The 26169-nt window shown below is 64.1% G+C and carries 28 protein-coding genes; 12 read left to right on the plus strand and 16 right to left on the minus strand.

Translation table 11 applies throughout. The features are described from left to right. Positions 1-18: 18 nt before the first annotated feature. From hfq to CHB88_RS19045, 6 genes are all read right to left on the minus strand, one after another. Positions 19-384 (minus strand): RNA chaperone Hfq, encoded by a 366-nt coding sequence (gene hfq / locus CHB88_RS26025; protein ID WP_089400927.1) that lies wholly within the window; start codon positions 382-384, stop codon positions 19-21. A gap of 255 nt (positions 385-639) precedes the next feature. Then, positions 640-1620: a Bug family tripartite tricarboxylate transporter substrate binding protein gene (locus tag CHB88_RS19025; protein WP_089400928.1), complete on the minus strand. Its 981-nt coding sequence runs from the start codon at positions 1618-1620 to the stop codon at positions 640-642. A gap of 190 nt (positions 1621-1810) precedes the next feature. Continuing rightward, positions 1811-2884, minus strand: coding sequence for a porin (locus CHB88_RS19030; protein ID WP_089400929.1), 1074 nt, complete (start codon positions 2882-2884; stop codon positions 1811-1813). Positions 2885-3071: 187 nt separating this feature from the next. Beyond that, positions 3072-4319 (minus strand): DUF418 domain-containing protein, encoded by a 1248-nt coding sequence (locus CHB88_RS19035; protein ID WP_089400930.1) that lies wholly within the window; start codon positions 4317-4319, stop codon positions 3072-3074. A 143-nt stretch (positions 4320-4462) separates the two neighbouring features. Further along, the gene (locus tag CHB88_RS19040) at positions 4463-4885 is read right to left on the minus strand and encodes a DUF2061 domain-containing protein (protein WP_089400931.1); all 423 of its coding nucleotides are present in this window, start codon (positions 4883-4885) and stop codon (positions 4463-4465) included. A 416-nt stretch (positions 4886-5301) separates the two neighbouring features. Next, positions 5302-6030 (minus strand): SDR family oxidoreductase, encoded by a 729-nt coding sequence (locus CHB88_RS19045; RefSeq protein WP_089400997.1) that lies wholly within the window; start codon positions 6028-6030, stop codon positions 5302-5304. 116 nt (positions 6031-6146) lie between these two features. Between CHB88_RS19045 and CHB88_RS19050 the strand changes: the two genes are divergently transcribed. Next, complete coding sequence (locus CHB88_RS19050; protein WP_176442553.1) at positions 6147-6323, plus strand: O-methyltransferase; 177 nt, start codon at positions 6147-6149, stop codon at positions 6321-6323. Between the two features lie 7 nt (positions 6324-6330). On the opposite strand, the gene CHB88_RS19055 is transcribed toward CHB88_RS19050, so the two are convergent. Together CHB88_RS19055 and CHB88_RS19060 are read right to left on the minus strand one after the other, a co-directional pair. Further along, positions 6331-7215: a dienelactone hydrolase family protein gene (locus CHB88_RS19055; protein ID WP_176442554.1), complete on the minus strand. Its 885-nt coding sequence runs from the start codon at positions 7213-7215 to the stop codon at positions 6331-6333. 86 nt (positions 7216-7301) lie between these two features. Beyond that, on the minus strand, positions 7302-7778 hold the full coding sequence (locus CHB88_RS19060) for an SAM-dependent methyltransferase (RefSeq protein ID WP_089400933.1): 477 nt from the start codon (positions 7776-7778) through the stop codon (positions 7302-7304). A 162-nt stretch (positions 7779-7940) separates the two neighbouring features. Here CHB88_RS19060 and CHB88_RS19065 point away from each other — a divergent pair, with 162 nt between their 5' ends. Further along, entirely contained in the window at positions 7941-8705 is a 765-nt protein-coding gene (locus CHB88_RS19065; protein WP_089400934.1) for a ZIP family metal transporter, read from the plus strand. 60 nt (positions 8706-8765) lie between these two features. On the opposite strand, the gene CHB88_RS19070 is transcribed toward CHB88_RS19065, so the two are convergent. Continuing rightward, positions 8766-9704, minus strand: coding sequence for an MBL fold metallo-hydrolase (locus CHB88_RS19070; RefSeq protein ID WP_089400935.1), 939 nt, complete (start codon positions 9702-9704; stop codon positions 8766-8768). A gap of 36 nt (positions 9705-9740) precedes the next feature. Beyond that, positions 9741-10898: an FAD-dependent monooxygenase gene (locus tag CHB88_RS19075; RefSeq protein ID WP_089400936.1), complete on the minus strand. Its 1158-nt coding sequence runs from the start codon at positions 10896-10898 to the stop codon at positions 9741-9743. 229 nt (positions 10899-11127) lie between these two features. Here CHB88_RS19075 and CHB88_RS19080 point away from each other — a divergent pair, with 229 nt between their 5' ends. Continuing rightward, positions 11128-11946 carry an IclR family transcriptional regulator gene (locus tag CHB88_RS19080; protein ID WP_176442555.1) on the plus strand — a complete coding sequence of 273 codons (819 nt, stop codon included), beginning with the start codon at positions 11128-11130 and terminating at the stop codon, positions 11944-11946. Positions 11947-12062: 116 nt separating this feature from the next. Beyond that, entirely contained in the window at positions 12063-12869 is an 807-nt protein-coding gene (locus tag CHB88_RS19085; RefSeq protein ID WP_089400938.1) for a PPK2 family polyphosphate kinase, read from the plus strand. Positions 12870-12980: 111 nt separating this feature from the next. On the opposite strand, the gene CHB88_RS24760 is transcribed toward CHB88_RS19085, so the two are convergent. Then, entirely contained in the window at positions 12981-13532 is a 552-nt protein-coding gene (locus CHB88_RS24760) for a hypothetical protein (RefSeq protein WP_143131366.1), read from the minus strand. Between the two features lie 231 nt (positions 13533-13763). On the opposite strand from CHB88_RS24760, the gene CHB88_RS25245 reads away from it, so the two are divergent. Continuing rightward, a complete protein-coding gene (locus CHB88_RS25245) occupies positions 13764-14588 on the plus strand; it encodes a hypothetical protein (protein ID WP_176442556.1) in 825 nt (274 codons plus the stop codon). A gap of 174 nt (positions 14589-14762) precedes the next feature. Beyond that, positions 14763-15545 (plus strand): endonuclease III domain-containing protein, encoded by a 783-nt coding sequence (locus tag CHB88_RS19100; protein WP_217900198.1) that lies wholly within the window; start codon positions 14763-14765, stop codon positions 15543-15545. A 102-nt stretch (positions 15546-15647) separates the two neighbouring features. Here the strand turns inward: CHB88_RS19100 and CHB88_RS19105 are convergent, their stop codons facing one another. Beyond that, a complete protein-coding gene (locus CHB88_RS19105; RefSeq protein WP_089400940.1) occupies positions 15648-16115 on the minus strand; it encodes a hypothetical protein in 468 nt (155 codons plus the stop codon). 405 nt (positions 16116-16520) lie between these two features. On the opposite strand from CHB88_RS19105, the gene CHB88_RS25250 reads away from it, so the two are divergent. After that, on the plus strand, positions 16521-16682 hold the full coding sequence (locus CHB88_RS25250) for a hypothetical protein (protein ID WP_176442557.1): 162 nt from the start codon (positions 16521-16523) through the stop codon (positions 16680-16682). Positions 16683-17453: 771 nt separating this feature from the next. On the opposite strand, the gene katG is transcribed toward CHB88_RS25250, so the two are convergent. From katG to CHB88_RS19135, 4 genes are all read right to left on the minus strand, one after another. After that, a complete protein-coding gene (gene katG, locus CHB88_RS19120) occupies positions 17454-19643 on the minus strand; it encodes a catalase/peroxidase HPI (protein WP_089400999.1) in 2190 nt (729 codons plus the stop codon). A 280-nt stretch (positions 19644-19923) separates the two neighbouring features. Then, positions 19924-20253: a cupin domain-containing protein gene (locus CHB88_RS19125; RefSeq protein WP_089400942.1), complete on the minus strand. Its 330-nt coding sequence runs from the start codon at positions 20251-20253 to the stop codon at positions 19924-19926. 30 nt (positions 20254-20283) lie between these two features. Continuing rightward, complete coding sequence (locus tag CHB88_RS19130; RefSeq protein WP_217900199.1) at positions 20284-20463, minus strand: alpha/beta fold hydrolase; 180 nt, start codon at positions 20461-20463, stop codon at positions 20284-20286. Positions 20464-20816: 353 nt separating this feature from the next. Then, the gene (locus CHB88_RS19135) at positions 20817-21290 is read right to left on the minus strand and encodes a hypothetical protein (protein WP_089400943.1); all 474 of its coding nucleotides are present in this window, start codon (positions 21288-21290) and stop codon (positions 20817-20819) included. A gap of 201 nt (positions 21291-21491) precedes the next feature. Here CHB88_RS19135 and CHB88_RS19140 point away from each other — a divergent pair, with 201 nt between their 5' ends. The 5 genes from CHB88_RS19140 (at position 21492) to CHB88_RS19160 (ending at position 26138) form a co-directional block, all read left to right on the plus strand. Next, positions 21492-22190, plus strand: coding sequence for a hypothetical protein (locus CHB88_RS19140; protein ID WP_089400944.1), 699 nt, complete (start codon positions 21492-21494; stop codon positions 22188-22190). Between the two features lie 104 nt (positions 22191-22294). Then, on the plus strand, positions 22295-23479 hold the full coding sequence (locus CHB88_RS19145) for an NAD(P)/FAD-dependent oxidoreductase (protein ID WP_089400945.1): 1185 nt from the start codon (positions 22295-22297) through the stop codon (positions 23477-23479). 88 nt (positions 23480-23567) lie between these two features. After that, positions 23568-23972, plus strand: a complete 405-nt coding sequence (locus tag CHB88_RS19150; protein ID WP_089400946.1) for a hypothetical protein — start codon at positions 23568-23570, stop codon at positions 23970-23972. A 4-nt stretch (positions 23973-23976) separates the two neighbouring features. Beyond that, a complete protein-coding gene (locus CHB88_RS19155; protein WP_143131367.1) occupies positions 23977-24369 on the plus strand; it encodes a hypothetical protein in 393 nt (130 codons plus the stop codon). Between the two features lie 734 nt (positions 24370-25103). After that, entirely contained in the window at positions 25104-26138 is a 1035-nt protein-coding gene (locus CHB88_RS19160) for a hypothetical protein (RefSeq protein ID WP_089400948.1), read from the plus strand. Positions 26139-26169: the final 31 nt, after the last annotated feature.

The raw sequence follows: 26169 nt of genomic DNA on the forward strand, positions 1-26169 counted from the left end.
GATCGGCCTGAGTGAGGCCTAGTTGTCGTTGTTGTCCGGTCGGGTAATGATGCGCCGGGTTGCCGGCTTGCGGATGATGACCGGCGTGGAAGCGGGCGCACCGGAGGAAGCACCGGCGGGCGCGCGGTTGGCCATCGGCGCGGCGGCCGGCTTGGCCTTGGCTTCCGGGATCGCCTTCGGCGCCGGCATCAGGCTGGCGACGGTGTGCTTGTAGATGATCAGGCGGTTGGTGCCGTTCTTGAGCAGGATGGTGTGCTGGTCGAAGGATTCGATATGCCCGTACTGCCGCACGCCGTTGACCAGATAGATCAGGACGGTCATGTGGCGCTTGCGCAGATCATTGAGATAAGGATCCTGTAAGGAGTTCCTTTTGTTGTCGCTCATAAAACTGAAAAACCGCTAATGCGTTAAACGGTCAAGTCTAACCGTTATACGCGGTCAAAGGAATGAATTCGTTCTGCCAAACGCTTGCCTGATGACAAAATTCATGCAAGGCGGCATTGCGCATTGGAAAATAATCAAGGTTTGCGGTGCAAGCCGGGCTGTCGTCAGGTCGCCGGACGCGCTGGACAAAAAAGCAGAACGGACCCGAAGGTCCGTTCGTTTTAAGCAGATTCCGGGTTGCTGTTCAGCCGCGGATCAAGGCGTGATGTTGCCCTGCTTGACCACCTGCGACCACTTGGCCGACTCGGCGGCGATCAGCTTGGCGAAGTCTTCCGGGGTGCCGCCCAGCGGATCGTTGGATTGCTCGACGATGAATTCGCGGATCTTCGGCTCTTGCAGGATCTCGTTGACGGCCTTGTTCAGCTTGTCGACGATGGGACGCGGCGTGCCCTTCGGCGCCACGATGCCCTGCCAGTTGTTGACCACCACCTTGCCGAAGCCGACTTCGCCGAAGGTCGGCACGTCGGGAAGCTGAGCGGAACGCTTGGCGGAAGTGATCGCCAGCGGGCGCACCTTGCCGGCCTTGATGTTGGGCATGGCGGAGTACATCTGCTCGAACATCATGTTGACCTGGCCGCCTAGCAGGTCGGTGGTGGCGGCGGAGCCGCTCTTGTACGGCACGTGAATCATGTCGATGCCGGCCACTTGCTTGAACAGCTCGCCGGAGAGGTGGTGGGTGCCGCCGATGCCGCCGGAACCGAAGGTGAGCGAGCCGGGCTGGGCCTTGGCCGCCTTGACCACGTCGGCCACGGTCTTGTACGGGGAGTTGGTCGGCACGCACAGCACCAGCGGGCCCTGCTCGATGGCGACCACCGGCACCAGGTCGGTGGCGGGGTCATAGTTCAGCTTGCCGAACAGCGCCTTGTTCACCGCCAGCGGCGCGAAGTTGCCCATGCCGATGGTGTATCCATCCGCCTTGGCGCGAGCAATGAATTCGGTGCCGATGTTGCCGCCGGCGCCCGGCTTGTTTTCCACGATCACCGGCTTGCCCAGCTTCTCGGACAGGCGCTGGCCGATCTGGCGGCTGCGCGAGTCGGCGCCGCCGCCGGCGCCGTAAGGCACGATGAAGCTGATCGGCTTGTTGGGATAGTCGTTGGCCTGTGCCATGGCTGACAGCGGCAAGGCGGAGGCGGCGATCAGCAGCGCGCCCAGGGTCTTGGAAAGGGTGGAAATCATGGCTCGTCTCTTCTGTGAGGGTGAACGCCTTTGCGGCGGCTCGTTTGTTGTCGGGAAAAATGCCCGCCGGCCAGGCGGCACGGCGGGCAAGCGCTGAGATCTGGAGACCTCAATCACATCTGCGCATCTTAGTCGGCCAAGCTGTCAATCTGCTTTCAGCGGCTGGCTGCGATACCGGCAGTATGCGCCATCAGAAGCGGTGCTGCACGCCGACCATGACGCCGGTCTGGCGGTCGGCAAAGCCGGTCACGCCGCCGTCGGCGGTGCTGTCGCGGGTCAGGCCGACTGCCTGGCCGTTCTTGGCCTTGGCGTAGGCGGTGACGGCATACAGGTCGGTGCGCTTGGAAAGCGCGTACTTGGCGCGCAGCACAAACATCATCGGGTCGGCCAGGGTGTCGGCCGCGCTCGCGCCAGCCTTCACGTTCTGGTAGTACACGGCGCCGGTCAGGCCAATCACCGGCGTGGCCTGGTAATTCACGCCGGCCCAGTAGGTGTCGGCGCGCACGCCGGCGCCGGTGGCGGGCGCCTGGCGATAGTTGCGGTAGCCGGCCTTGACCGCCAGCACGTCGGAAACCTGATAGCCGGCGCCGAGATGGTAGACGTTGGTCTTGCTGCGGGTGGTGGCGCCGGTGGCGGGCGTGCCGTTGACCTGCTCGGCGGTGGCGGCCAGGCTCAGGGGACCGGCCGTGTAGCCGAGGCCGAGGGCGGACTTGGCCGCATCCGACACGCTGCCGGCGACTTCGCCGAAGCCGTAGGAAGCGCCGACCTTGACGCCGCCGAACTGGCCCTGGTACTTCAGGATGTTGTCGAAGGCAGTGGTCATGCCGTACTTGCTGGCGCCGGTGCCGTTGCCGGTGGTGGCCCAGGAGTACTGGGGCGCGTAGCCCATCGGGTCGAAGGGCAGGATGAAGTCGTACACGGTGGTGTAGGAACGGCCGGCGATGAGGCGGCCGAAAGCGCCTTCGAGGCCGACGTTGGCCTGGCGGCGGAACAGCGCGCCGTCGATGGTGCCGTTGTCGACGAAGAAGCCGCCTTCCAGGTTGAACACGCCCTTCAGGCCGCCGCCCAGGTCTTCCACGCCGCGAAAGCCGAAGCGCGAGGTGTTCTGGCCGCCGGAAGTAAGGCGCAACACCTTGTCCCCGGCTGCGTTGGCGTGGTTGACGTATTCGACGCCGGCGTCCACCAGGCCGTAGAACTGAACGCTGGTCTGGGCGTGCGCGGCGCCGGCGGCCAGGGCCGCCAACGCGATGACTTGCTTCTTCATGGGAATCTCTCCTCTAGGATTATTGAGAACCGGGGCGCGCTTGTTATTGGCTTGGTGCGCGGCCCTGGCTGGCAGCCTTTGCGCTGCCGGTCCGGAGGATGCGAAATGAAGCTGTCAATCCGCTTTCATTTTTTCAACATCGCATGGTGCTTCCCATCATGTGGACATGATTGACCAGATGGCGAGGTCATCCGCCAGGCGGTCGCGGCCAAATCGTGGCGCGGCGGCGACGGTCCAGGGCTTCCATCGGACCGCGTGAATGATGCCCGAGCCACCAGCGGCTGAAGGCGATCTGGAAGGCGATGATGGCAAACGCCTGCGCCAGCACTACCGCCGGGGACGTCGCGCTGCGCCCCAGCCCGAGGCCGACGCCCTGGAACAGCAGCACGCCGAGCAGCGATTGCATCAGATAGTTGGTGAGCGACATGCGGCCGGCCGGGGACAGCCATGCGGATAAACGGGACGAAGCCCGGTCGCCGGCCAGCATCAGCGAGGCGACATAGCCGGCGGCCAGGAAGCTGCCTCCCGCCGGCAGCAGCGCGTAGAGCGCCAGCACCACATGCGGCGGGGCAAGCGGGTCCATCGCCTCGGCCAGCGCCGCTGCCGCCCACAGCAGGTTGAAGGGAATGCCGACGCCGAAGCCGACCGCGCGCATCCTTCTCCACAGCGCCGCATGACGCCGGGGCCGGGTCAGCCAGCCCAGCCGGGCCGCCAGCATCCCGAGCAGGAACAGCACCAGCAGATGCGGCACCAGGAAGATCGAGCGGGAGGTGACGTCGGCATAGTCGGCCAGCCGCTGCAGCGCCTGCTCGGCCAGGGTGCCGGCGGTATAGATGTCGTGCGTGGCGGCGATGTCCTGCACCATCTCCTGCGCCTGATGGCGCACGTCCTGCTCCGGATAAGGCGTGAGGGCGAGCGCCAGGTTGACGGCGATCGCCGCCAGCCACACCACGCTCCAGTTCCAGAGGTTGATGGCGATGGTCTTCAGCTTCGCGCCAGCCATGCCCAGCACCAGAAAGCCGACCAGCCCATAGATGGTCAGAATGTCGCCCGCCCAGATCAGCGTGCCGTGCAGGATGCCGCAGCCAAGCAGCCAGCGCAGGCGCCGGCTGTATTGCTGCCGCACCGTCTGCCAGGCGGGAAAGCGACGCCGCATCGACCGCGTCTGCAGGGCGAAGCCGGCGCCGAACAAGAAGGCAAAGACGGGATAGAACTTCTGCTCCGCCAGCAGCGCCACCAGGAACACCGCCCCGCGGTCGGCGAGAGAGGGCGACTCCGGCATCAAGCCGAATCGCAGGTAGCCGAAACCCCAAAGGAAGGACCAGACATTGACCAGCAGAATGCCGAACAGCGCCATGCCGCGCACGGCGTCGAGCTGGCTGGCGCGCGGCGCTTGCGGCGGCGATGCTGCGGGTCGACCTTCGGTGCTGGACATGACGGCATCTCCCTGTTGGCGGCCCGTCAGCAGTTCGCCGGCGGCGCGCTGGCACGGGGCGCAGTTCCGCCGCGCCGGTTTGACCGATGGGGAAGAAATGAATTCGCCGGCGGGGAGAGGTGCCGGGAAAAGCCTGGCGCCGGTCAGGCGGCGTTCAGGCGGCCGGCGCCGGTGCCAAAGCCGCGTGCAAGGAATCTGTCCCAGGCGCGGTCATGCAGGGGCATGAGCACGACATTGCAAATCGGCTCCAGCACTGCAGCCAACCCGCCGACGGCGGCCGAACCGGTGGCCCAGAACATGACGCCGAAGGCGATCACCATGTGCAGCCCGGTCTGGCTGACCTTTTCGGCAGCAATGACGGCATAACGCGCCTTTTCCGACGCGGCGCGGGCGCGCATGCCGGCCCAGGCATGCTCATGGAAAGGAAGCAGGATCACATTGAGCACCGGCTCGAGCAGGACCGCCAGGCCGCCCAGCACCACCGAGCCGGTCATCACGTAGGCAATGGCGAAACCGATGACGATGTAGCTTGCCACCTGGCTGATTTTCTTCGCTGCAACTGCCATGATTGGGTTCCTTCCTAAGTATTTGCTTTCTTCTTGATGGAAGGATGATAGCGACTCTCATTCAATAGCAAAAGAAAATAGTTTTTAGCGTTTCGATCGGTTTTTTCTATTATCATGTGTCCCCAGGCCGCTTCTCCATGAAATGTCCACGGTCGGATATATCAGTCTCTGACGTGCCCAAGCGCAGCGCTTCCATCTGGGCAAGCGGCGTCAAATTGTTTCCGGGATGTTTCCAAGACACCGGAAAGGTCATGCCGATGAACCAAGCACGTCATTTCCTCGCCTGCATTCGGCGCAAGCCACCGCGCGCGCGATGGCTTGTTTTCATGCTTGCTTGAAGAGAGCGTGCGACGCGCATGCCGGCCCATGCCACTTCATGGAGATGCTGCGCCACCTGGCCAGACAAGCGCTGCTGGCTATCTCCTGTCGCGCAGATCCGCCACAGGCTCGGCGCCGAAGCGGTCATCCAGCAGGAAGTTCACCAGCGCGCCCGCGCACTGCTGCGGCGAAGTCAAGGCGCCATCACGCTTCAGGTTTTCGAAGCGCTCCCGCAGCGGAAAGCGCTGCGCCGGCGTGGCGCGTATCTCTGCCTGCATGTCGGTATCGATCACGCCCGGCGCCAGGCTGCAGATGCGCAGCGCCGGAGAGCCGTCCAGCGCCGCCGCGCGCGCATGGTGGTCGAGCGCCGCCTTGGTGGCGCAGTAGATGCTCCACCCTGGATAAGCATTGCGCCCCGCCCCGCTCGACACATGCAGCACCCGCACCTCCTGCACCCCCGACTGGGCGCAGACGGCGTCGGCCAGCATCAAGGGCGCAGCCACGTTCACACTGACCGCCCGCGCCACCGCCGCCGGATCCTGCACGCCGAGCGGCCCCACCGGTTGCACCAGCCCGGCGTTGTTGATCAGCAGGAGACGGGTGCAGCCGGCAAGGCGTCGCGCCAGTTCGCCCGCTGCCAGCCAGCCGGCGAGCGTGGCGCCGTCGGCGAGGTCGATGGCAACCTGCTCCAACAGTTCCGCATTGCGCCCGGGGCGAGCCAGGGCGTGACGCGCCAGGCCCAGCACCGGGATGTCCCGGCTCAGCAACTCATGGCAGATGGCGGCGCCGAGGCCGCGGCTGTGGCCGGTGAGGATGGCCTTCAACATGGCAAGCTCCTGAAAGTGGATGCGATGCGTCAGTTCTACCACGCCAAGCGGCAGGCTGCAGGCGGCAGCAAGCGTGCCGCTGTGTTGATGCACTGGATCGAGGACTGCAAAGCGACTTGGATGCGGACCTGAAGCGGGTGCTGCGCATGGGCGGGCTGCTGGTCGTTGATAATGCGGTGTCCCATCGCGACCAGATGGCGGCGTTTCTCGATGCCATGGAGAGCGATTCGGATTTCGCCACCAGCGTGGTGCCGGTCGGCAAGGGCGAATTCCTCGCCGTGCGCCCGCGCTGAATCCGACCTAGTCCAGCGCCCTCTCCAGAAATTCAAGCAGCGTCTTGCGCGACGCTTCCCGCGCCGCCGGGTTCGGGCCGCTGGTGACGCCTTGGCCGGGCATGGCGCCGTTCGGCACATCGCTGCGCACTTGAAGCCGTCCGGGACCAGGCGCATCGAAGCCATGGTAGCTGTCGTCATACAGCTCAAGCGTGAGGTGCGCGCCGGCGGCGCTCAAGCGCTGCGCCATCGAGACGCAGGGTGGAGCGGGCGTCCAGTCATCCTTCTCGCCGATCATCACCAGCGTCGGCACCGCCACCGCGTAGCCCGGCTTGTCGTACGCCTTGCAGCCCGGATAGTAGGCGGCGGCGGCCCGCGGTTTGGGATCCAGTTCGCGCCAGTGCTCGTCCCTGGCATCGAGCGCCTGCAGCACCGTCGAACCGCCATGCGACCAGCCCAGCCAGACGATGCGGCCTACATCGACCTCGCTGCGCCCGCCCAGCCAGCGCATCGCCGCCCTCACATCGCCGGCACGCACCCGTGCAGTGATGCCCCGGGCGCCGATTTTTTCCGTGCAGATCTGCGTCTTGCCGCGGTCGCTGAAGCTGTCCACCCAGAGCACGTGATAGCCGGCCCGGTGCAACTGGCGGGTGATATCCGCATGCCGGGCGGAAAAGACCTGCCGGTCGCCACGCGCGCTGTAAATGCCGCCGCAGCCATGCAAGGCGAGCACCGCGGGCTTGGGCTGCTGTCCGTCGCCAGCGCTTATCCACCAGCCGGTGATGGCCGGCGGCGACGCGCCATCGGCGGCATGCGGCACCATCACCTTTTCCGCGCCTGGGAAAGGCGCATCGGCCCAGGCTGCTGCGGCAATCGCCAGCAAGCTGGCGGCAAGCGTTTTTTGCAAGTTCATTGGCATCCTTCTCGAATCGGAAACCGGACAAGGGCTGCTGGCTTGAGGCAGGCAGGCGTCAGGCTGGCGGCGCCTCGCGCTCAGCTTCACCAGTAATTCGCCATCAGCTCGCGGCTCCACGCCGGCTGCCGCAGTTCGCCGCGCGGCAGGTAGCCTTCCCATACCGGCTTGATGTCGAGCAGGGGCGTGCCATCCACAGCGTCCAGCCCTTCGACTTCGATGGCAAGCCCATGCACCCCAAGCACGCGGCAGACCGACACGCCGATGCGATTGGGCCGCATGCGCCCGCGCTGGGCGAAGATGCCGACGCTGGGCCAGTCGCTGCGATTGCGCGGATGGCGCGCACCGGTCTCCATCGGCTCGTCGGCATCGACGTGAAAATAAAAGACGACCTCCACATGGGACAGGTCCTCGATGCCCGCCAGGCTATCCGGCGCGAAGCGCGCTGCATCAAGCTCCAGACGCGAGCGGTTGCTTCCCCATCCATCCTTGGTGGCTTCGCGGCGTCCGCCGCGGACGAAGCCGATGGGCGTCATGCGGATTTCAATGGGTGTGCTTTCCATGCCGGTAGTCTCCTAGTTGCCTTGTTGTCTGGTCTGGGCCGCGGGCCGCGCATCGGCCCGGGCATCATCCATGCTGCGGGTGCGCCGAGCGAGCATCAGGCGCCGGGCACTTTTTCCTGGCGCATCGATCTTCCCGATATCGTGCCATGACAGGATGATTCCATGGGTCATTTTCCGCTTTGGCTGCAAGCCGCCTTCTGGGGCTTCGTTGCCGGTGCCGCGCTGCTGATCGGCGCCGGCTTCGGTTACTTCTTCCATGTCTCGCAGCGGGCAATCGCCGCCATCATGGCCTTCGGCAGCGGGGTGCTGATCTCGGCGCTGTCCTTCGAGCTCATGGATGAAGCCTACCGGACCGGCGGCTTCGATGCCACCGCCATCGGCTTCCTCGGCGGCGCCCTGGTCTATACCGCGGCCAACTGGTTCCTCGATCAGCAGGGCGCCAAGCACAGGAAGCGCTCGGGAGAGCAGCAGTCGACCGAGCAGGACAACGAAGGCAGCGGCATGGCGATCGCCGTCGGCGCCCTGCTTGACGGCATCCCGGAATCCATCGTCATCGGCCTCAGCCTGCTGAAGGGCGGCGCCGTGAGCTTCGTCGCGGTGATCGCGATCTTCCTGTCCAACATCCCGGAGGGCCTGTCCAGCGCGGCCGGCATGAAGAAGGCGGGGCGCGGGCCAGGCTACATCTTCGGCGTGTGGGGCGGGATAGCGGTCGTCTCCGGCATCGCGGCGCTGATCGGCTATTCGGTGTTCCGCGACTTCTCCGCGAACGTGGTCGCGGCCACCACCGCCATCGCCGCCGGCGCCATCCTGGCGATGCTGGTGGATACCATGATTCCGGAAGCGTTCGAGGTGGCGCATACTTTCGCCGGCCTCCTCACCGTGGCCGGCTTCCTTGCCGCCTTCATGCTCAGCAAGCTGGGCGGATAGCGCCGCGCATGCAAGGCCGGAGAACGGGCGCCGGACCAAGCGGCTCCGGCGGCAGCGATCTCATTCCGTTGGCTTGCTTGTGGCGACGGTGATCTGCTCGCCGATAGTGAAGGTCATCAGGTCCTGCCCCACCACCAGCGGACCGTCGTAGGTCTTGCGCGTACGCTGCTCCAGCTCCGCCTCGTTCACGCCGAAGAGCACGATGTGCGAATACACCGCCAGGCGCGGCGCAGTTTCGGTGAAGACCTGGCCCGCCATTTCCGGCTCGGTATGGATGCCGACGATATTGCGCACCGCCGGATTGCTCTTCATGACTTGGTCCGATGCCGCCGCCACTTCGTGCACGAGCAGGTCAACGCCCCTGGCTTGCCTGACCAGCGTTTCCGAATATTTCGTATCCCCGGAAAGCACCACGCTGCGGCCCTGGTAATCGATGCGGAAGCCGACCGCCGGTTCCACCGGGCCATGGTCCACCTTGAAGGCGGTGATGGTGACGCCGTCCTTCTCGTACACCACGCCGGCGGTGAATTCCGTCACCTGCACCTGGGAGCCGGGATTCTTGTCGAGGCGGATGTTGATGTCGTAGTCGTAGGCCTGGACCAGGTGCTCCATCATGCGGCGCGTGCCCGCCGGTCCCCATACCCGCAGCGGCTGGCGGCGGCCGCGCAGCCAGCCGGTGAGGTAGAGATCGGGAATGCCGATGGTATGGTCGGAATGCAGATGCGTCAGGAACAGCTTGTCCACGTCGGCGAAGGGAATGCCGAGCGTGTGCAGCCGCTGCATCGGTCCGCGTCCCGCGTCGAACAGGAATTTCTGCGCGCCGGCTTCCACCAGGATGGAGGGGCCGAAGCGGAAGGTCTGCGGCAAGGGGCTGCCGGTGCCGAGCAGACGCACCCGCATCGGCGCAGGCGGCTGGGATTGGGCCGACGTCTGCGCGCCGGCGGCAACCAAAGCGCCGGTCAGCAGCAAGGCCGCCATCGTTCTCAGGATGCGCATCATGATGTCTCCTCCATGTGCGGTGCCGCTCGTCAAGACTCAGGCGGCCTGCGCCGGCGCCGGCTGCCGGGTCGGCACCTGCCAGGCATCGTAGCCGTATACCCAGTCGGCGTTGCCGCCTTCGCGCAGCCAGTTGTTGCCGCGCGAGCCGAGCTGGATGCGGGACGCGCGCTCCAGGCGCTGCGCCTCGTAATGCTGCAGCGCGGCCGACACCTCCTCGCGGCAGCCCACCTTTTCCAGCTCGCGCGCCAGCACCACCGCATCCTCGATCGCCATGCCGGCGCCCTGCGCCATGAAAGGCAGCATCGGGTGGCAGGCGTCGCCCATCAGCGCCACGCTGCCCCGGATCCATGAGGGCATCGGGTCGCGCTCATACAGCGCCGTCTTCAGCACTTCGTCGCAGGCCGCGAGCAGCGCCCGCGCTTCCGGATGAAAAGCGGCATAGCTGTCGCGCAGTTCCTCCACGCTGCCCTGGGTGGTCCAGGATTCGAGATGCCAGGTATCCTGCGGCGTGGTGGCGAAGATGAACACATCCTCGCCGCGGTTGAGCGGGAAGGTGACGATCTGGCTGGAAGGATTCGGCCCCCACCATTTGGTGAAGGCGCCGAGATTGGGCACGCCCGCCACCCTGGCCGCCGGCACCACCGCGCGGAAGGCGACGATGCCGGTGAAACGCGGCTTTTCCGCGCCGAAGATGGCGGTGCGCACGGCGGAATGGATGCCGTCGGCGCCGATCAGCACATCGACCCGATGGGTCCTGCCATCGGTGAAATCGACAGTGACGCCGGCGTCATCTTCGCGCACGGCCGAGGCATGCTTGTCGAACAGCACCTGTTCCAGCGGGAACTGCTCCGCCAGCGCCGCCAGCAGGTCGGCGCGGTGGATGGTGAGCTGAGGCGCGCCATACTTCTGCTCGGCGCTGTCGGCCATTTCCAGGCGCGAGGTTTCCTCGCCGCTGTCCCAGGTGCGGCTGATGCGATGCGTGGGCCGCGCTGCCGTGCGGCGGATTGCCTCGCCGATGCCGAGGCCGTCGAGCGCCCGCACCGCGTTCGGGGTGAGATTGATGTCGGCGCCGACGCGCATGAATTTCTTCGCGTGTTCGAACACCACCACGTCGTGGCCGAAGCGGCGCAGCGCGATGGCTGCGGTGAGTCCGCCGATGCCGGCGCCGACGATGCCGATCTTGAGCTTGTGCATGGTCCACCTTCCTTTTCGTCTGAGAAATGCCGCGCCTGGAGCGGCAACGGTTTGTGCAGGGAGATGGAAAAAATATAGCAGCGATTTTTCAGCTTTGTATAAAATATGAACTGTATGTTCAAATATGAACAGTTTGGCGCAGCGTCTCCTGCCGCAGGGAAACCACGTTGCCGATGCAGCATGGCTGCGCGGCATCGAGTTAATGCAACCATCCGGAAAGGAACGTCGATTGACTTCTTCCAGCCGCAAGACCGACATCGCACAGGACAGCGGCAAGGAAGGCCAGATCGGCCGCGCGCTGCGCCTGGTGCGCCATATCGCCGACGGCGGCAGCACCGCCAATTTGAGCGAAGTGGCGCGCCAGACCGGCCTCAATCGCATCACCGCGACGCGGCTGCTGGCGGCGCTGGAGCAGGAAGCCATCCTGGAGCGCCTGCCGCAGGGCGGCCACCGCATCGGCATCGGCTTCCTGTCGGTGGCCGCCGCCGCGCTTGCCAGCGGCGACATGTTCGGCCATGGCCGCTACCTGCTGGCCCAGCTCAGCGCCAGGCTGCAATGGTCTGCTTATATGGTGGTGCCGGACGGCGCCTGGGTGCTGTACGTGCTGCGCGAGATGCCGGCCACGCCGCTGGTGAGCAACATTCAGCCCGGCAGCCGGATTCCGGCCTGGGAAGTGGCGCCCGGCCGCATCCTGCTGGCGCACCAGCCGCGGGAACGGTGGCGCGAAGCCTTCGAGGCGACGCAGCAGCATGCCCGCAGGAAGCTTGGCTACGCGACGCTGGAGCGGCAACTGAAGCAGGACCGCAAGCAAGGCTGCGCCTGGAATTTCTCCGGTTACGAGTCCGGCATTGCTGCCTGCGCCGCGCCGGTGTTCGATGCCAGCGGCATGGCGGTGGCGGCGCTCAGTGCCGCCGGCCCCGAGCATCATCTCGACCGGGACCGCAAGCGGCGCGAAGCCATCGAAGCGGCAGTCATGGCGAGCGCGGCGCAGTTGTCGCGCATGCTGGGCCACATGCCGCAGGCTCGGGAGCCGGGCCGCGACGATTGATGCGGCGTGCGCCGCCCGCTATTGATTTATGCCGCCACCCGCCGCGGCCAAAGCGGCGATACTGACATTGCAGCCGCTCGTACCGCTTCGACATCCGCCACAGAGGAAGGCACGCCATGAATGCGAGAAAACAGTTCCGCGCCCCGCAGGGATTGAAGCTCAAGGAAAACGCCGCGGGCGAGAAGCCGCTGTCTTCCGGCGACAAGGTCAAGGACCAGGCGCGGGTGGCCGACCTGGCGGAGCAGATTGCCGCCTACCAGGACATCTTCTACGCCGAGCACGGGCGCAAGCTGCTGGTCCTTTTGCAGGGCATGGACACCAGCGGCAAGGATGGCACGGTGCGCGGCGTGTTCGGCAAGCTGGATCCGCTCGGCGTGCGCAGCATCGCCTTCCGCGCGCCGAGCATCGACGAGCGCGAGCACGACTTCCTGTGGCGTGTGCATGCGCAGGTGCCGGCGCAAGGCCAGACGGTGATCTTCAACCGCAGCCATTACGAGGACGTGCTGGTGCCGGCGGTACATGGGAAGATCGATGCGGAAGAATGCAAGCGCCGCTACCGACACATCCGGGAATTCGAGCGCATGCTGTGCGAGACCGGCACGGTGATGGTTAAGTTCTTCCTGCATATCTCGAAGGAAGAACAGCAGAAGCGCCTGCAGGCGCGCCTGATCGAGGGCGACAAGCACTGGAAGGTGGACCTGGGCGATCTGGAGGAGCGGAAGTACTGGGACGATTACCAGCGGCTGTACGAGAAGGCGATCGCCGAGACCGACAGCGATGAAGCGCCCTGGTATGTCATCCCGGCCGACAGCAAGACCCACCGCAACCTCGCCATCGCCGCCATCATGGTGGAGGTGCTGCAGGACATGAAGCTCGCCTACCCGCCGCCCAATCCCGATTACTTCAAGATTCAGGTGAGCTGAGCAGAGCGCATCCGCAGCCGGCATGGAGCGTCCGCCGGCTGCGAGCGTGCGCAGCGGCAGCGTCCCCCTTCGGAGGGACGCTGCAATCGTTGGCCCGACAGTGACAGACGCTTACTTGTCGATGTCCTGTTTCTTCGCCTGGCCGGGCTTCGCGCCGCCGTGGCCGGCCGATTCGCCGCCGGTGTGGCCACGCGCATAGCCGGACGCGCCGCGAGCGGGATTGGCGCTGCTGCCCGAGGCATCGGAGCTGCTCGATCCGCTCGGTCCGCTGGCGCTGGCGCTGGCCCCCGGGCCGCTGCTGCTGGTGGCGGTGCCGCCGCTGCTGTTCCGGGTGCCGGCCGAGGAGCCGCCGGTGCCCAGCGTGGAGGCGCCGACCCCGCTGCCCGTGGTGGCGCTGCCGCCGGTGCCGACCGTGCTGGCGCTGCCCGTGCTACCGGTCCCGCTCGAGCTGCCCGAGCTGCTGCCGGATGTGCCAGTGGTGGTGGAGCTCTGCGCCTTGCGCACGCCGGTGCTGCCGTCGGCATGACGGCCGGCCGCCATGGCGCGGCTCTCGCTGGTGCTGGTGCCGCTGGTACCGGAGGTTTGGGCCTGGGCCGCGCCAGTCATGGCGGCGCCAAGAATGAATGCGCCGATCAGCAGGCGCGACATGCGTGTACGTTTCATGGAAATCTCCTTCGTTTCATCGAAGCGCGAATGCGCGCCTGCCCGGAAAGCCGCGTTCCCGGGCAGAGGATGCTGCCGTCGATTCCAAGCTTCAGCGCCCGGTGATCATCGCCTGCTTAGCAGCGTCCCTGCTTCTCCAGGCCCGGCGGGCAATGCCCGCTCTTGCCGGCGCCATGGCCGCCGCGCTTGCCGGCGCTGTCATCGCTGCCACGGCCAGCTGCGCCGGTGGACATGCCGGAGGACGCCCCGCTGGCGCTGCTGCCGGCGCTGCTGCCGCCTGCGCCCATGGTGGAGGAAGTGCCGGAGCCTGAGGCGCTGCCGCCGGTGCCTAGCGAGCTGGAAGAACCCGAGCCTGTGCCCGAGCCGGCCGAGCTGCCGCCGGTGCCTAATGTGCTGGAGCTGCCGGAACTCCTGTCGCTGCCGGCAGAGCTTCCGCCCGTGCCTAGCGTGCTCGAAGAACCGGAGCCGCTGCCAGAACCCGCAGAACTGCCGCCGGTACCCAAGGTGCTGGAGCTGCCGGAGGCGCCGCCTGCGGAGCTGCCGCCCGTACCCAGCGTGCTGGCCGAGCCCGAACCGCTTCCGGATCCGGCCGAACTGCCGCCGGTGCCAAGCGTACTGGAGCTGCCCGAGCTGCCCCCGGCGGAACTGCCGCCCGTGCCCAGTGTGCTGGAAGAACCGGAGCCGCTGCCCGACCCTGCTGAGCTGCCGCCGGTGCCCAGGGTGCTGGAGCTGCCGGAGCTTTTGTCGCTGCCCGCGGCGCTGCCGCCCGTACCAAGCGTGGAACTGGTCGAACCGCCGCCGGCCGAGCTGCCGCCGGTGCCGAGCGTGCTGCTGGATTGCGCCTGGGCGGCGATCGGACCTGCCGCGATCAGGGCGGCGGCGAGAAGGGAAAGGCCAACTTTTGTGCGTCTCATTCCGTACTCCTTAAGTAACCGAGAAATACATCGTTGCCGGGACGGCTTTGCGGATGGCTTCAAGCAGCCGCTGCGTCTCCTGTTTGCAGGATGTGGCTTATTGACAACTTGCCATCTCACGCGGTTCCGGCGTGCCTGGTAACAAATTGTCAGCTTTGAAAGAGCGTGTTAGGCGGCTTGTCCATGGATCGTCGCTGGGTTAAACGCAGCCTTATGACGCTGCAGAAACCAAGCAGCCTGCACCGGTTCTAAAGGCTTTCATGCCAACACGATGGGACAGCCGGCCGCCGGCATGGCGTCGTCCCGAGGAGCAGCCATGCAGCAGCAGATGTTTCCCGGCTTCAGCGCCGACTGGGAGCGCGCGCCCGAGCCGGACCTCAAGTCGCGCGCGCTGGAGGCGCACCAGCGGTTGTGCGCCCACTACGGCTGCCCGCTTCATTACTTCCACTCGATCGACCCTTTGAGCGAGCTGGTGTCCGCCCTGCTGTCGCACCGCACCCGCAACCGGGATTCGGCCGCCGCCTTTCGCGCGCTGCGCGAGCGCTTCCCCGACTGGGCGGCGGTGCGCGATGCGCCGGTGCAGGAAGTACAGGAGGCGATTTCCACCTGCACCTGGCCGGAACAGAAGGCCCCGCGCATACAGTCGGTGCTGACGGAAGTCGGCCGCCGCCTCAACGGCGAGCTGTCGCTCGACTTCCTGCGCGACTGGCCGGTGGCACAGGCGCGCGCCTGGCTGGAAACGATTCCCGGCGTCGGCCCCAAGACCAGCGCGGCGGTTATCTCCTTCAGCTCGCTGCGCGGCAAGGCCCTGCCGGTGGACAGCCACCATCACCGGGTAGCGGCGCGGCTCGGCCTGATTCCGGAAAGCCTGCCGGTCGGCGCGTCGCACGACGTGCTGGAAGCGCAATTGCCGCCGGACTGGGATGCGCAGCAGGTGTATGACAATCACCAGGTGCTGATGCGGCACGGGAAAGACACCTGCACCTGGCGCGAGCCGAAATGCAGGCAATGCCTGCTGCTCGACATGTGCCCGCATGGGCAGGGGCGCGTGGGAGAGAAGCGGGGGAGCCTGCGGGAAGGGGATCGGCGGGTGCCTTAGTCGGCGTCTGATTGCCTATGGAGCGGCGTTTTAAAGACCATACTCCCGTAGCATTGCCCAGACTTCCTGAATATCGCCATTGAGATCCTGCCTGGTTAGATGTCATCGAATTTCATCGACCGTATCAAACATCGGATCGCCTTTCCGATAAGGCGCATAGACCCAGACTTCTTTCGCGCTGGAGCGCTTCGCCTCCGGGATGTCCTCAGGATACAGGTATAGCTTGCCGCCCAACTGGTAAGACTTGATCTCGAACCCGCCTATGTCGTGCTCCTTGACCATATGACGCATGTCTTCATCGACCCCGGTATAGGTCAAGCAAGTCGACTGATAGTCCGGATAAACTTCCTCATCCAAAATCTGCTTCATTTCTGGATCGAAGTACCTTGCAAAGTCCTCGGCCGGGAATATCTTGACGACCACCTCGCAGTCGGCAGCGAAACCCGGCGCCATGAGCAGGATTTCCTCAATCAAGGATGGGTAACTGATTTCCGGGTCCAAGACTTTGGCTTTCCGGTCTGATGGATGCGGACCGCTGCTCTCAATGATTGCGATGTAGGGGGTGGTCATAATGGCAGGCGCGGACGCAATAACGAAACGGGTTTTGCCACTCAGCTGAACCGCTCGACAGGCAGGTTCATATTCGTACAAGGTTGGCGCTTCTACTTTTCTGCAATCGCTTTCTTCAGCGATCCGATACGGTCCTTACTTCCTTAACAAATGCAATTTAACATGTAGCTAGGGGCGATGTATTAGGTACGTAGCGTAAGCATAATTTTTTACCAACGGCTTCATCCGTAATGACTCCAATTGATCCTCCAGCAGCACGCGTCTGTATCACGTCCTGTCTTTCATGAGGGCTGTCGTAGACATTCACAGGAATGATTACTCATAACACCAATTGAAATTGGGAATCATGGCTGGCAAGGCATATCTTGAATACACAGCAGCACAATTCAAGGAAAGGAAAGTGCCATGACCACCACCTCCAACGCCAAGCGTTCCACCGGCCTGTCTGTGAGCGGCCTGGTTGATGTCCTGGCTAGCACCTTAGCCATGAAGCATGCCGTCTCCGTTGGCCACAGCGTCAGCCGCGAGCAGCTCGACAAGGTTCGCGCGATCGCCGATGCCATCTAAGCCTCGCCGCGCTCGACGCGGACATCCGCGGTAACACTGAAATGCCAGCTTGAATGCTGGCATTTTGCTTTGCATCTATGGTTCGTTGCCGGTTGCAGCCGGCTGTGCGGGGATGCTTTCTTATGCCGTGCTGAATTGCCCGTTGCTTCCCCTTGGCTGCCAGATGCGCACTATCAAGCTTATGGAAGTGACCTGCCCAGTCTCTTCTGGCAGACGAACGGTTGTCCTTGCTGCTGCCAGATCACCCCAATCATGCCTGGTGCATGGACTTCGTGCATGATGCTCTGGCCGATGGCATGCGCATTCGGTGTCTGAACCTGGTCGACGACATCACCATCCTGCCTCCTGCGCGCCCGCATTGGAACGACACGTCGCGCAGGCGACGATCATTCACCAACCCGCGCTTGGCAGCATCAAGATCTCGTTGTCGTTTTGACGTCAACGCTTGCCTTGATGGCGTTCGAGTAGGGGCAAGTACCATGCGTCGTCTCAACGAGCCGACTGGCTTCCTCAGCCGGTAAGCCAGGAAAACTTGACTCGCTTGCTCCGGATATCAATACAAGGGAAGCCCAATTGAGACAGGGCCTGCCGCCGAAAACTTCTTTTCAATCCGAAGCATAAGAAAGCTCGCAATAGCGAGCTGCTCATCGACAAATGCGAAGCGGACCTCGGGACACGATGCGGAGCGCCATCGAAGACACAGGATCCATTCAAGAATTTGAAAAGGGGCTGCCCAGTGCATGGGTAACCCCTTTTCATCGTAGTGCCGGTTCAAGCAGCCGTGGCGTTTTTCAAATCGAAGCGATCCAGGTTCATCACCTTGGTCCAGGCCGCGACGAAGTCCTGCACGAAGTGGGCTTCACCATCGCGCGCCGCATACACCTCAGAGAGGGCGCGCAGCTGTGCGTTGGAGCCGAAGATCAGGTCAGCCAAGGTGGCCGTCCAGCGCCGTTCTCCCGTTTTCCGATCCGTGCCTTCGAACACGCCGGGCGAGCCTTCCACCTTCTTCCATGCCGTACGCATGTCGAGCAGGTTGACAAAGAAATCCGGCGTCAGCGTACCTGGGCGATTCGTGAACATGCCATGCTGTACATGGTTGGCATTCGCGCCGAGTGCCCGCATGCCGCCAACGAGCACGGTCATCTCGGGCGCCGTCAAGGTCAGCAAGCTCGCCTTGTCGATCATGCCGTTGGCCACATGCTCTTCTCCGCCTTTCCGCACATAGTTGCGGAAGCCATCGATTGCCGGCTCCAACACCTCAAATGAATTGACGTCCGTCTGCTCCAGAGAGGCATCGGTGCGTCCAGGGCTGAAAGGCACATTGATCTTGTGCCCGGCTTTCTGCGCAGCGGCTTCCACTGCAGCACAGCCACCCAGAACGATCAGGTCGGCCAGCGAAATCTTTTTGCCGCCGCCAGCCGAACCATTGAAGTCTTTCTGAATGTCTTCCAGCTTGGACAGCACCTTTGCCAATTCGGCCGGCTCATTGGCTTCCCAGTCTTTCTGCGGGGCCAGTCGAACGCGCGCGCCATTGGCGCCGCCGCGCAGGTCGCTGCCCCGGAAGGTGGAGGCGGAAGCCCATGCCGTCTTGACCAACTGCGGAATCGTCAAGCCCGAGTCGAGCACTTTCTTTTTCAGCGCCGCGACGTCCGCATCGTCGACCAGGGGATGATCGACAGGCGGCACCGGGTCCTGCCAGAGCAGATCTTCCTGCGGCACCAAGGGGCCGAGGTAGCGGACCTTGGGACCCATGTCGCGGTGCGTCAGCTTGAACCAGGCGCGGGCGAAGGCATCCGCAAACTCCTGCGGGTTGGCCATGAAGTGACGCGAGATCTTTTCGTACGCCGGATCGACACGCAGCGCCATGTCAGCCGTGCTCATCATCGGCTGGTGCAACTTCCCGGGGATATGCGCGTCCGGCACGTTGCGTCCTGCCTCGCCCTTGGGTTTCCACTGGTGCGCGCCGGCCGGACTCTTGGTCAGCTCCCAATCGTGGCCGAACAGGGTTTCGAAATAGCTCATGTCCCATCGGGTTGGGGTCGGTGTCCAGGCGCCCTCCAATCCACTTGTGATGGTGTGCGCGCCGATGCCGGTTTCATAAGCGTTCTTCCATCCGAAACCCAGTTCCTCGACGTTCGCGGCTTCCGGTTCGTGGCTGACGTGGTGGGCCGGACCAGCGCCGTGGCATTTGCCGAAGGTATGCCCGCCGGCGACCAAGGCGACCGTCTCGTAATCATCCATCGCCATGCGGCCGAAAGTATCGCGGATGTCTCGCGCCGATTTGGCGGGATCGGGATTGCCGTTCGGTCCTTCCGGATTCACGTAGATCAAGCCCATCTGCACTGCGGCCAGCGGCTTGGCGAGTTCACGGTCGCCGCTGTAACGTTCGTCACCCAGCCAGGACGATTCCGGGCCCCAGTCCACAGGGGTCGGTTCCCACACGTCTTCGCGGCCACCGCCGAAGCCGAACGTCTTGAAGCCCATGGATTCCAGCGCGACGTTGCCCGCCAAGATCATCAGGTCGGCCCAGGAGAGCTGTTTGCCGTACTTTTGCTTGATCGGCCAGAGCAGGCGGCGCGCTTTGTCCAGATTGCCGTTGTCCGGCCAGCTGTTAAGCGGCGCAAAGCGCTGCTCACCGGAACGAGCACCGCCCCGGCCGTCGAAGATGCGATAAGTGCCGGCAGCGTGCCAGGCCATGCGGATGAAGAAGGGACCGTAATGGCCATAGTCGGCAGGCCACCAGTCCTGAGAATCGGTCATCAGCGCATGCAGGTCAGCGACGACGGCCTTCAGGTCCAGCTTCTGAAATTCCTTTTTGTAGTCAAAATCCTCCAGCATGGGGTCGCCCAGTTTTCCGTGCTGGTGCAGCATGCTGAGGTTCAGCTGATCGGGCCACCAATGTGCATTGGTACGGGTTTGCTTTTTCTGGTGTGCGACTGGGCACTTTGCTTCTTCGGACATGAGCGTTCCTTTGACGAATAAAGTTCGATAATGGATTTCGAAGTCGAAATCCATTATCTGCACTGAAAAATGAGATCGAAAGATCCAAATCTGATGGGTGTTTCGGTATGGCCGACGCGATATGGCATCGAGTCGAATTCAAATCCGCGGATGATAGGCCTGGTGGCCACGCCTTGTAACGCAGAAATAACCGATCGCGGTTCGGTATCCCTTATCGGCGCCATGGAAAACGAAACTTGTTCTTGCAGCTTGAAATTTACAGCTTCGAGCGCTTCGCGTTTCAGAGGACCGATTTCTCATCTGGCGTCGATGCGCCTTGCTCACGCTTGACGGCATTGCGGCGTGCCACCCAATAGGTCGCCCCCACGGGTCCATAGCGCTCTTCATGGAGTTCGCCCCGCTCAAGCGTGAACGTGTCCCCCGGAAGCAGGTGACGTGTCGTCCCTTTGCATGTCAACCACATTTCGCCCTGCACGACCACGGCCTCCGCATCGAAAGGATGGCTGTGAGTACCCTGCTGCGAATTCGGCTCCCAACGCCGTTCCAGCGCTTCGTCGTGTCCACTGGCAAGTGCTTCCCGTTCAAAAGTTTTGAAATCGATTTTGTTCACGCTCTGCTCCTTGATTGAGTGGACATTTGATCAACGTGGAAAAGCAATCACACGGTATCCGGCAGCAATCAGCGCCGGCACCTGAGCCTCCCACGAGCGGCCGCTCAACGGCCAGCCGTGAATAATGACGACGGCCTTTCCGTGGCCATAGTCTTCGTAATGAATTTCGATTGGACTGGTCGCTTCCTTGCCGACTGTCAACCTGGGCATCCCGGGTCCCCTGAAAAGGTAAACGGTTAGCTAAAACACAAGATGTCTAAGACACACGACCAGCATAGCCAGTTCTACGGCATGGGGAAAATTGATTAATTTTATTTACTTGATAGGGTTACAACTGCACTTCCGAGTGAGGGATTGATGATCCGGAGTAAAAGCAAACTGAAAGGGAAAAGCTGATCCGCGTAATCTCACAAGCGCCAGCGAGGATGCTTTGCCGAGGTTGCTGAATGCCGGACTGGCCGCTTTTGGCCGCGCTCTGAAATATGTCCAGCTTCGCATCGCGGCAGAATCCGAGACCGGTTAACAGGTCGAATCCGGTTTGTCACAAGTGACGATTCATTGAGCTACAACGGCACATCGTGTCCGAAATGCGGATCGAGGCTGCCCGTCTCCGCCAGTTCCTGCACCTCGGCGCGCGGGCTGTGCGCCTTGCCCAGCACCTCGCGCACGCGTTGCTCCCAGAGCTGCTTGTCGGTGAGCGGATTGTCGGGGTTGGCGGTGAATTCCTCGCGCTGCCCGAACAGGCGGCGCGCTTCGTCCAGCGGCAGACCGAGGGCCCGCGCCATCGGCAGAGCGGCCGGCACGCTGGCCGAGCCTTCGCCGCGGTAAAGAATGGCGCTGCCGTCCTCCGTCAGTCTCAGGCCGCGTTCGATGAAGCGGGGATGCTGGGCCAGCCAGCCTTCCGGTGAACAGACCGTACCGTCATCCAGCGTCGGGCCCTTGATGCTGCGCGGCGCGCCGAAGCGGATGGCGTCGTCCGGGATGCCATCGATGATGGCGAAGGCTTCGCTCAACAACGCCCTGGTGTCAGCATTCATGCGCCATTCTCCTCGCGAGGTGGGATGCCGCTTACTATATCGTCAAGGTCTTGCGCCTTCAACGCGAGCGGCGAGAAGCATGACCCCGCTCATGCGCGTCCGCGCCTCTTGCTCTACGCCTGATTTGATTTCCGATAAACGACTTTTCCACTGGAACTATTTCCCGCCGTAACTCACTAACGGTTCTATCGAAAGAGGACCATGAAGCTGAGCACCACGGATATCAAGATGCTAAGCAGCGCGCTCGACATCGAGCGCTACCGCAAGACCCGGGAAAAAGCCCATCCCGACACGCCTTACAACAAGCTGGTCGACAAGTTCTTCGCCAACAAGCCGGTGACGCTGCCGGAACTCAACGGCGCCTGTGAGAGCGAGGCCGCCTGCTGGGCCTACGTGCATTCATTGCTGCGCATCTTCCCGATGCATGCCGCCATGGCGCTGGAAGGCGAATGGAACGGCCAGGCGATTGCCAACGGCATGGTGCTGGCGCATGCGGTGACGCGCGCGACCGTGTTCCTGCCCCTGGACGCCTTCGTCTTCGTGTTCGCCACCCTGCTGCGCCACTCGCGCGACGGCGGCATCTCCTTCGCCCAGGTCGCCAAGTCGGCGGCCCAGGAGAAGGCACTGGACGACAACTGGTACGAGATCTTCAGCGGCTGGATCGGCGACGTGATCGTGTCGCGCGAGCGCACGCTCGACCTGGCCATGCATACCGCCGGCGTACGCTTTGCCGCCATCGGCGAGCTGCTGGCGGCGCCGGCCGACAGCCTGACGCCTGCGGGCCGCGACCAGGCTTGCGTCGCGCTGGTGAAGGAGCTGCTGCTGGGCGAACGCAGGCTGGCATCGACGCCAGCCCGCCGTACCCGCGCGGTGCTGACGGAGCAGGCAGCACGCTCCTGACCGCGCTGTTGGAACAGGCAGCCCGCTGCCGCCCCTGCCGGAGAATCGACACGGCGGATGACTGGTAAGATCGTCTTCATCGACGATGGTTTCGGGAGGACGGCATGGGCAGCGAGCGCCGGAAATACGATGTTCTGATCGCCGGCGGCGGCATCGTCGGCTGCTATGTTGCCTACTTCCTGAAGCAGCGCGCGCCGGCGATCGAAGTCGCGGTGGTGGAGCCGGACGCGACCTACGAATACGCCTCCACGGTGCGCGCCTCCGGCGGCGCCCGGCGCCTGTTCTCCTGCCCGGAGAACATCGAGATGTCCAACTTCAGCATCGAGCGCATCCGCCATTTCGCCGCCGAGATGGCGGTCGGCAACGAGCCGGCGCCGATAGACTGGGTGGAACAGGGCTATCTCTTCATCGTGGCGGGCGATGCCGCGATGCGCATGCTCGAGGAAAATGCCCGGGTGCAGCAGTCGCTCGGCGCCGATGTCCGCATGCTGGACCGCGACGGACTGCGCAGCCTGCTGCCATCCATGCATGTGGACGACCTCGACGGCGGCGCCTGGTCGCCCGGCGATGGCTGGTGCGACCCGAACGGCTTCCTCCAGGGCACCCGGCGCAAGGTGAAGTCGCTCGGCGTCGAATTCATCCAGGACCGCGTCAGCGGCTTCGTGCTGAACAACGGCCGCATCAGCGCCGCCGCCCTGGGCGGGGGTGGCGTCATCGAAGCCGATCATTTCGTCAATGCCGCCGGCGCCTGGTCGGCCCAGGTGAGTGCCATGGCCGGCATGGCGCTGCCGGTGTCGCCGCTGCGCCGCTTCGAGCATTACTTCACCGGCCATCGCCAAATAGAGCCGCTGCCCTACGTGAAGGACCTGCAGCGCCTCGCCTTCCGCTCCGAGGGCCGCGGCTTCTCGGGCGGCCTGGTCAATTCGAATGAGCCGCGCGGATTCAACTTCGATGTCGACCACCGCTATTTCGACGAAGTGGTGTGGCCGGCCCTGGCGCACCGCTTCCCGACGGCCTTCGGGGGCGTGAAATGCCACCGCACCTGGTCCGGCCTGTACGAGCAATGCGAGCTGGACGGCAATCCCATCATCGGCACGTGGACGGGAAATCATGAGAACTTTTATGTGGCCGCCGGGTTCTCCGGCCACGGCATGATGCATGCGCCGGCGGCCGGCCGCGCCATTGCCGAACTGATCGATGCCGGACGCTTCGAAACCATCGACCTCGGCCGCCTCGGTTATGAGCGCGTGATGAAAAACGAGCCTTATCGGGAGCGCGGCATCCTGTAACGGCGGAACGCGCTGCGCCAGCCTCTTCTCGCGCTATCGGCGCCGACGCGGTACCATCCCGGCGCGATCACAGTCGACAGGAAGGACGATGAGCTTGCCACCCCTATCCCCCGAAACCATCATGCAGCTGGCCGAAGCGTCTGCCGTCGTTTCCGTGGCGTGCGCCTGCGCGAGGCAGCCGCATGCCAGCTGGGAGAGCCAGTCCACCAGCTTCCCCGAGGAGCTGCTGCAGCCGCTCGGCCGGGTGGCTTCCGAGGCCGACGAAGAGCCGACGGTGCGCGAGCATCATCCGCACGGCACCAACCTCTGGTCGCCGGATGCGCCCATCGCCCTCAACTACTATCCGGCCAACCGCAGCGAAATCTGGCAATGCCGCCAGTGCAGCCGCTGCTATCTGCGCTATACCGAATACGGCGGCTACTACGTCGACCGCCGCATCCGCGCCCTGCAGCCGGCGCTGATCACGCTCGCCCCTGCCGGCACCGAGGACTGATGCCATGAGATGGCGCCGGGCGGTGCTGGCGTGGCTGTTGATCGCCGCCGCGGAGTCGGTGCATGGCACGCTGCGCCGCCTCTTCCTGGAGCCGATGATGGGCGACCTGCCGGCGCGCCAGTTGAGCGTGGCCACCGGATCGCTCATCATCCTGCTCATCGCCTGCCTGTGCATACGCTGGATCGGCGCCCGCACCCTTCCCTTGCAGATCGGCACCGGCCTGCTCTGGGCGGGCTTGATGCTGGCCTTCGAGTTCGGGCTTGGCCTGGCGCTCGGCTACGACCGGGCGCGCATCCTGTCGGATTACGATCCCGCTCGCGGCGGCTTCCTGGCGGTCGGCATCGCCTTCATGGTCATGTCGCCGGTGCTGGCAGCACGGCTGCGTCATTTCGGTTGAGCGACGCAGCGCAAGCGGCGGCCATTGTTTGCCGTGGGTATTGGCCTTGGCCGCCGCTGCCGGGCTCGAACTGTGGAATCGTCTCTGCCCGAAATACCGTGCCAGCCAATACCGGCAATACTTGTCAGCCTGATGAAGCGGGCCGGCAGCAAGCCTCGAAAGAAGCGGCATCTCCTTGCATGGAGAATGACACACACTTCATCGGCTTGATGATGTGTCGTTCCCGATTCATAAAGGCCGATTCAACGCCTTTGGACACTCGTCGATAACGCTGCCCGCTCACCCATAGCCATCCTCCTGTCGATGAGTCGATGATAGGTTCAGCAGCTTTCGACTCCCGCGCATTTGCACACTCCACGTTCATGGCAAGCAGTACAGGTGATGAACGATCCGAAAGAAGGGTCTTTCGCCGGTCCGCTTTAGGCTACTGGACAAACTTCCCAAAAAATCAGGAGCGGAAATTCCGCCTTAAGACGGTGCCGCGGCAGAAAAGACATGGGGTAATTCCTCAAGGCCGCCCTGCGTTACAGCGGCGTCGCGAATCGCGGCATACCTTCTGACCCATCGCAATCTCCCGCCATCCATACGCAAAACCTTTGATCCCGATGCGTCCCGCACGGCTGTGCAATTGGTTTTTGCCAATGCATGCCATGGTCGCCGACGAAATACTGTCGTCTGCAACCGGCGATGCTCGTCCGGTTTTCCGACAACCTTCATTACTCAAGGAGCCCGAGATGCTCGAGAAAAAGAAAATCGCGGTGCTGGTTGCCGCCGCGATGCTGGTTGCAGCATGCGGCGGCGGAGGCGGCGATGGCAGCTCAAGCACGACTGCCGTCAATACCTCGGCAACCGGAAACCGCACTGCCACCGATACCACCGGCAGCGGCACTACGACCACCGGAACCGGCAGCGGCACCTCCACCGGCGGCAGCACCGGCTCGGGCACTGCTGCCAGCCCCGCCACCGACCAGCAGCTCGCCGGCTACCTGGCGCTGGTGGCCGAGCAATTGGTTTACATCAAGCGCGACCGCTCCATTTACTTTCCGGTTGGCCTGACCGACTTCGAAGGCGCGACCGGCATGTACGATTTCGCCTCCGGCAGCAAGGATGGCGATGCCACCGCGCCGGTGCCGGCATCGGCGATCGCGCCGGCGGCGCCGTTGGCCGCTTTCGGGTTCCGCGTCGAAAAGGTGGTGCAGCGCACATCGGCGAGCCAGGCGGTAGCCAACCAGACGGTGGTCGGCCGCGTTGCCTTCGAACTGACCGAGCTGCCCGGTTCCCAGGGCATCGGCGCCGGAGAAGTGGCGGAAAGCATGAAGTTCGTGATCGACAAGGTGGAGCTGCAAAGCGATGCCAATGGCGAGCTGACGTCGGCACGCGCGCTGGACGGCGCCCAGCTCTACGTCTACGGCCGCAACGCAGCCGGCGTCGAGGTGCGCGAAACCCTGCCGGTGCCAGCCGGATCGGTGCGTCTGCTGCCGCTGTGGCAGCTGCTCGACCATGAGGGCGACACCACCAGCATCGTGCTGCTGGTCGATCTGGAAAACGCCTTCTCGCAGGCAGGCTCGAAGCTGGCCGCCCTGGAAAACATCGCCGGCCACTTCTCGATGCAGGCAACGCTTTCCTCCGTGCCGCTGGTGCGGCCGGCCACCGCCACCGTCGCGCAGCGCAACCTGGTCGGCCAGTCCATCACCGTCAACAGCCAGCCGGCGGTCAGCGGCGGCGGCGTGAGCGGTTCCGCTTGGGTGCGCATGTATCCGCCACAGTAAGCTTCTCTTCGGTATTGATGTGCGAAAGCGG

Origin of the sequence: Noviherbaspirillum humi (genome assembly GCF_900188095.1) — a bacterium.
GTDB classification, from domain to species: domain Bacteria; phylum Pseudomonadota; class Gammaproteobacteria; order Burkholderiales; family Burkholderiaceae_D; genus Noviherbaspirillum; species Noviherbaspirillum humi.

Excerpts from the sequence above, each read along its gene's own strand:
- hfq (WP_089400927.1), bottom strand. The coding sequence starts at position 384 with ATGAGCGACAACAAAAGGAACTCCTTACAGGATCCTTATCTCAATGAT.
- CHB88_RS19025 (WP_089400928.1), bottom strand. The coding sequence starts at position 1,620 with ATGATTTCCACCCTTTCCAAGACCCTGGGCGCGCTGCTGATCGCCGCC.
- CHB88_RS19030 (WP_089400929.1), bottom strand. The coding sequence starts at position 2,884 with ATGAAGAAGCAAGTCATCGCGTTGGCGGCCCTGGCCGCCGGCGCCGCG.
- CHB88_RS19035 (WP_089400930.1), bottom strand. The coding sequence starts at position 4,319 with ATGTCCAGCACCGAAGGTCGACCCGCAGCATCGCCGCCGCAAGCGCCG.
- CHB88_RS19040 (WP_089400931.1), bottom strand. The coding sequence starts at position 4,885 with ATGGCAGTTGCAGCGAAGAAAATCAGCCAGGTGGCAAGCTACATCGTC.
- CHB88_RS19045 (WP_089400997.1), bottom strand. The coding sequence starts at position 6,030 with ATGTTGAAGGCCATCCTCACCGGCCACAGCCGCGGCCTCGGCGCCGCC.
- CHB88_RS19055 (WP_176442554.1), bottom strand. The coding sequence starts at position 7,215 with ATGAACTTGCAAAAAACGCTTGCCGCCAGCTTGCTGGCGATTGCCGCA.
- CHB88_RS19060 (WP_089400933.1), bottom strand. The coding sequence starts at position 7,778 with ATGGAAAGCACACCCATTGAAATCCGCATGACGCCCATCGGCTTCGTC.
- CHB88_RS19065 (WP_089400934.1), top strand. The coding sequence starts at position 7,941 with ATGGGTCATTTTCCGCTTTGGCTGCAAGCCGCCTTCTGGGGCTTCGTT.
- CHB88_RS19070 (WP_089400935.1), bottom strand. The coding sequence starts at position 9,704 with ATGATGCGCATCCTGAGAACGATGGCGGCCTTGCTGCTGACCGGCGCT.
- CHB88_RS19075 (WP_089400936.1), bottom strand. The coding sequence starts at position 10,898 with ATGCACAAGCTCAAGATCGGCATCGTCGGCGCCGGCATCGGCGGACTC.
- CHB88_RS19085 (WP_089400938.1), top strand. The coding sequence starts at position 12,063 with ATGAATGCGAGAAAACAGTTCCGCGCCCCGCAGGGATTGAAGCTCAAG.
- CHB88_RS24760 (WP_143131366.1), bottom strand. The coding sequence starts at position 13,532 with ATGAAACGTACACGCATGTCGCGCCTGCTGATCGGCGCATTCATTCTT.
- CHB88_RS25245 (WP_176442556.1), top strand. The coding sequence starts at position 13,764 with ATGCCGGAGGACGCCCCGCTGGCGCTGCTGCCGGCGCTGCTGCCGCCT.
- CHB88_RS19100 (WP_217900198.1), top strand. The coding sequence starts at position 14,763 with ATGCAGCAGCAGATGTTTCCCGGCTTCAGCGCCGACTGGGAGCGCGCG.
- CHB88_RS19105 (WP_089400940.1), bottom strand. The coding sequence starts at position 16,115 with ATGACCACCCCCTACATCGCAATCATTGAGAGCAGCGGTCCGCATCCA.
- CHB88_RS25250 (WP_176442557.1), top strand. The coding sequence starts at position 16,521 with ATGACCACCACCTCCAACGCCAAGCGTTCCACCGGCCTGTCTGTGAGC.
- katG (WP_089400999.1), bottom strand. The coding sequence starts at position 19,643 with ATGTCCGAAGAAGCAAAGTGCCCAGTCGCACACCAGAAAAAGCAAACC.
- CHB88_RS19130 (WP_217900199.1), bottom strand. The coding sequence starts at position 20,463 with ATGCCCAGGTTGACAGTCGGCAAGGAAGCGACCAGTCCAATCGAAATT.
- CHB88_RS19135 (WP_089400943.1), bottom strand. The coding sequence starts at position 21,290 with ATGAATGCTGACACCAGGGCGTTGTTGAGCGAAGCCTTCGCCATCATC.
- CHB88_RS19140 (WP_089400944.1), top strand. The coding sequence starts at position 21,492 with ATGAAGCTGAGCACCACGGATATCAAGATGCTAAGCAGCGCGCTCGAC.
- CHB88_RS19145 (WP_089400945.1), top strand. The coding sequence starts at position 22,295 with ATGGGCAGCGAGCGCCGGAAATACGATGTTCTGATCGCCGGCGGCGGC.
- CHB88_RS19150 (WP_089400946.1), top strand. The coding sequence starts at position 23,568 with ATGAGCTTGCCACCCCTATCCCCCGAAACCATCATGCAGCTGGCCGAA.
- CHB88_RS19155 (WP_143131367.1), top strand. The coding sequence starts at position 23,977 with ATGAGATGGCGCCGGGCGGTGCTGGCGTGGCTGTTGATCGCCGCCGCG.
- CHB88_RS19160 (WP_089400948.1), top strand. The coding sequence starts at position 25,104 with ATGCTCGAGAAAAAGAAAATCGCGGTGCTGGTTGCCGCCGCGATGCTG.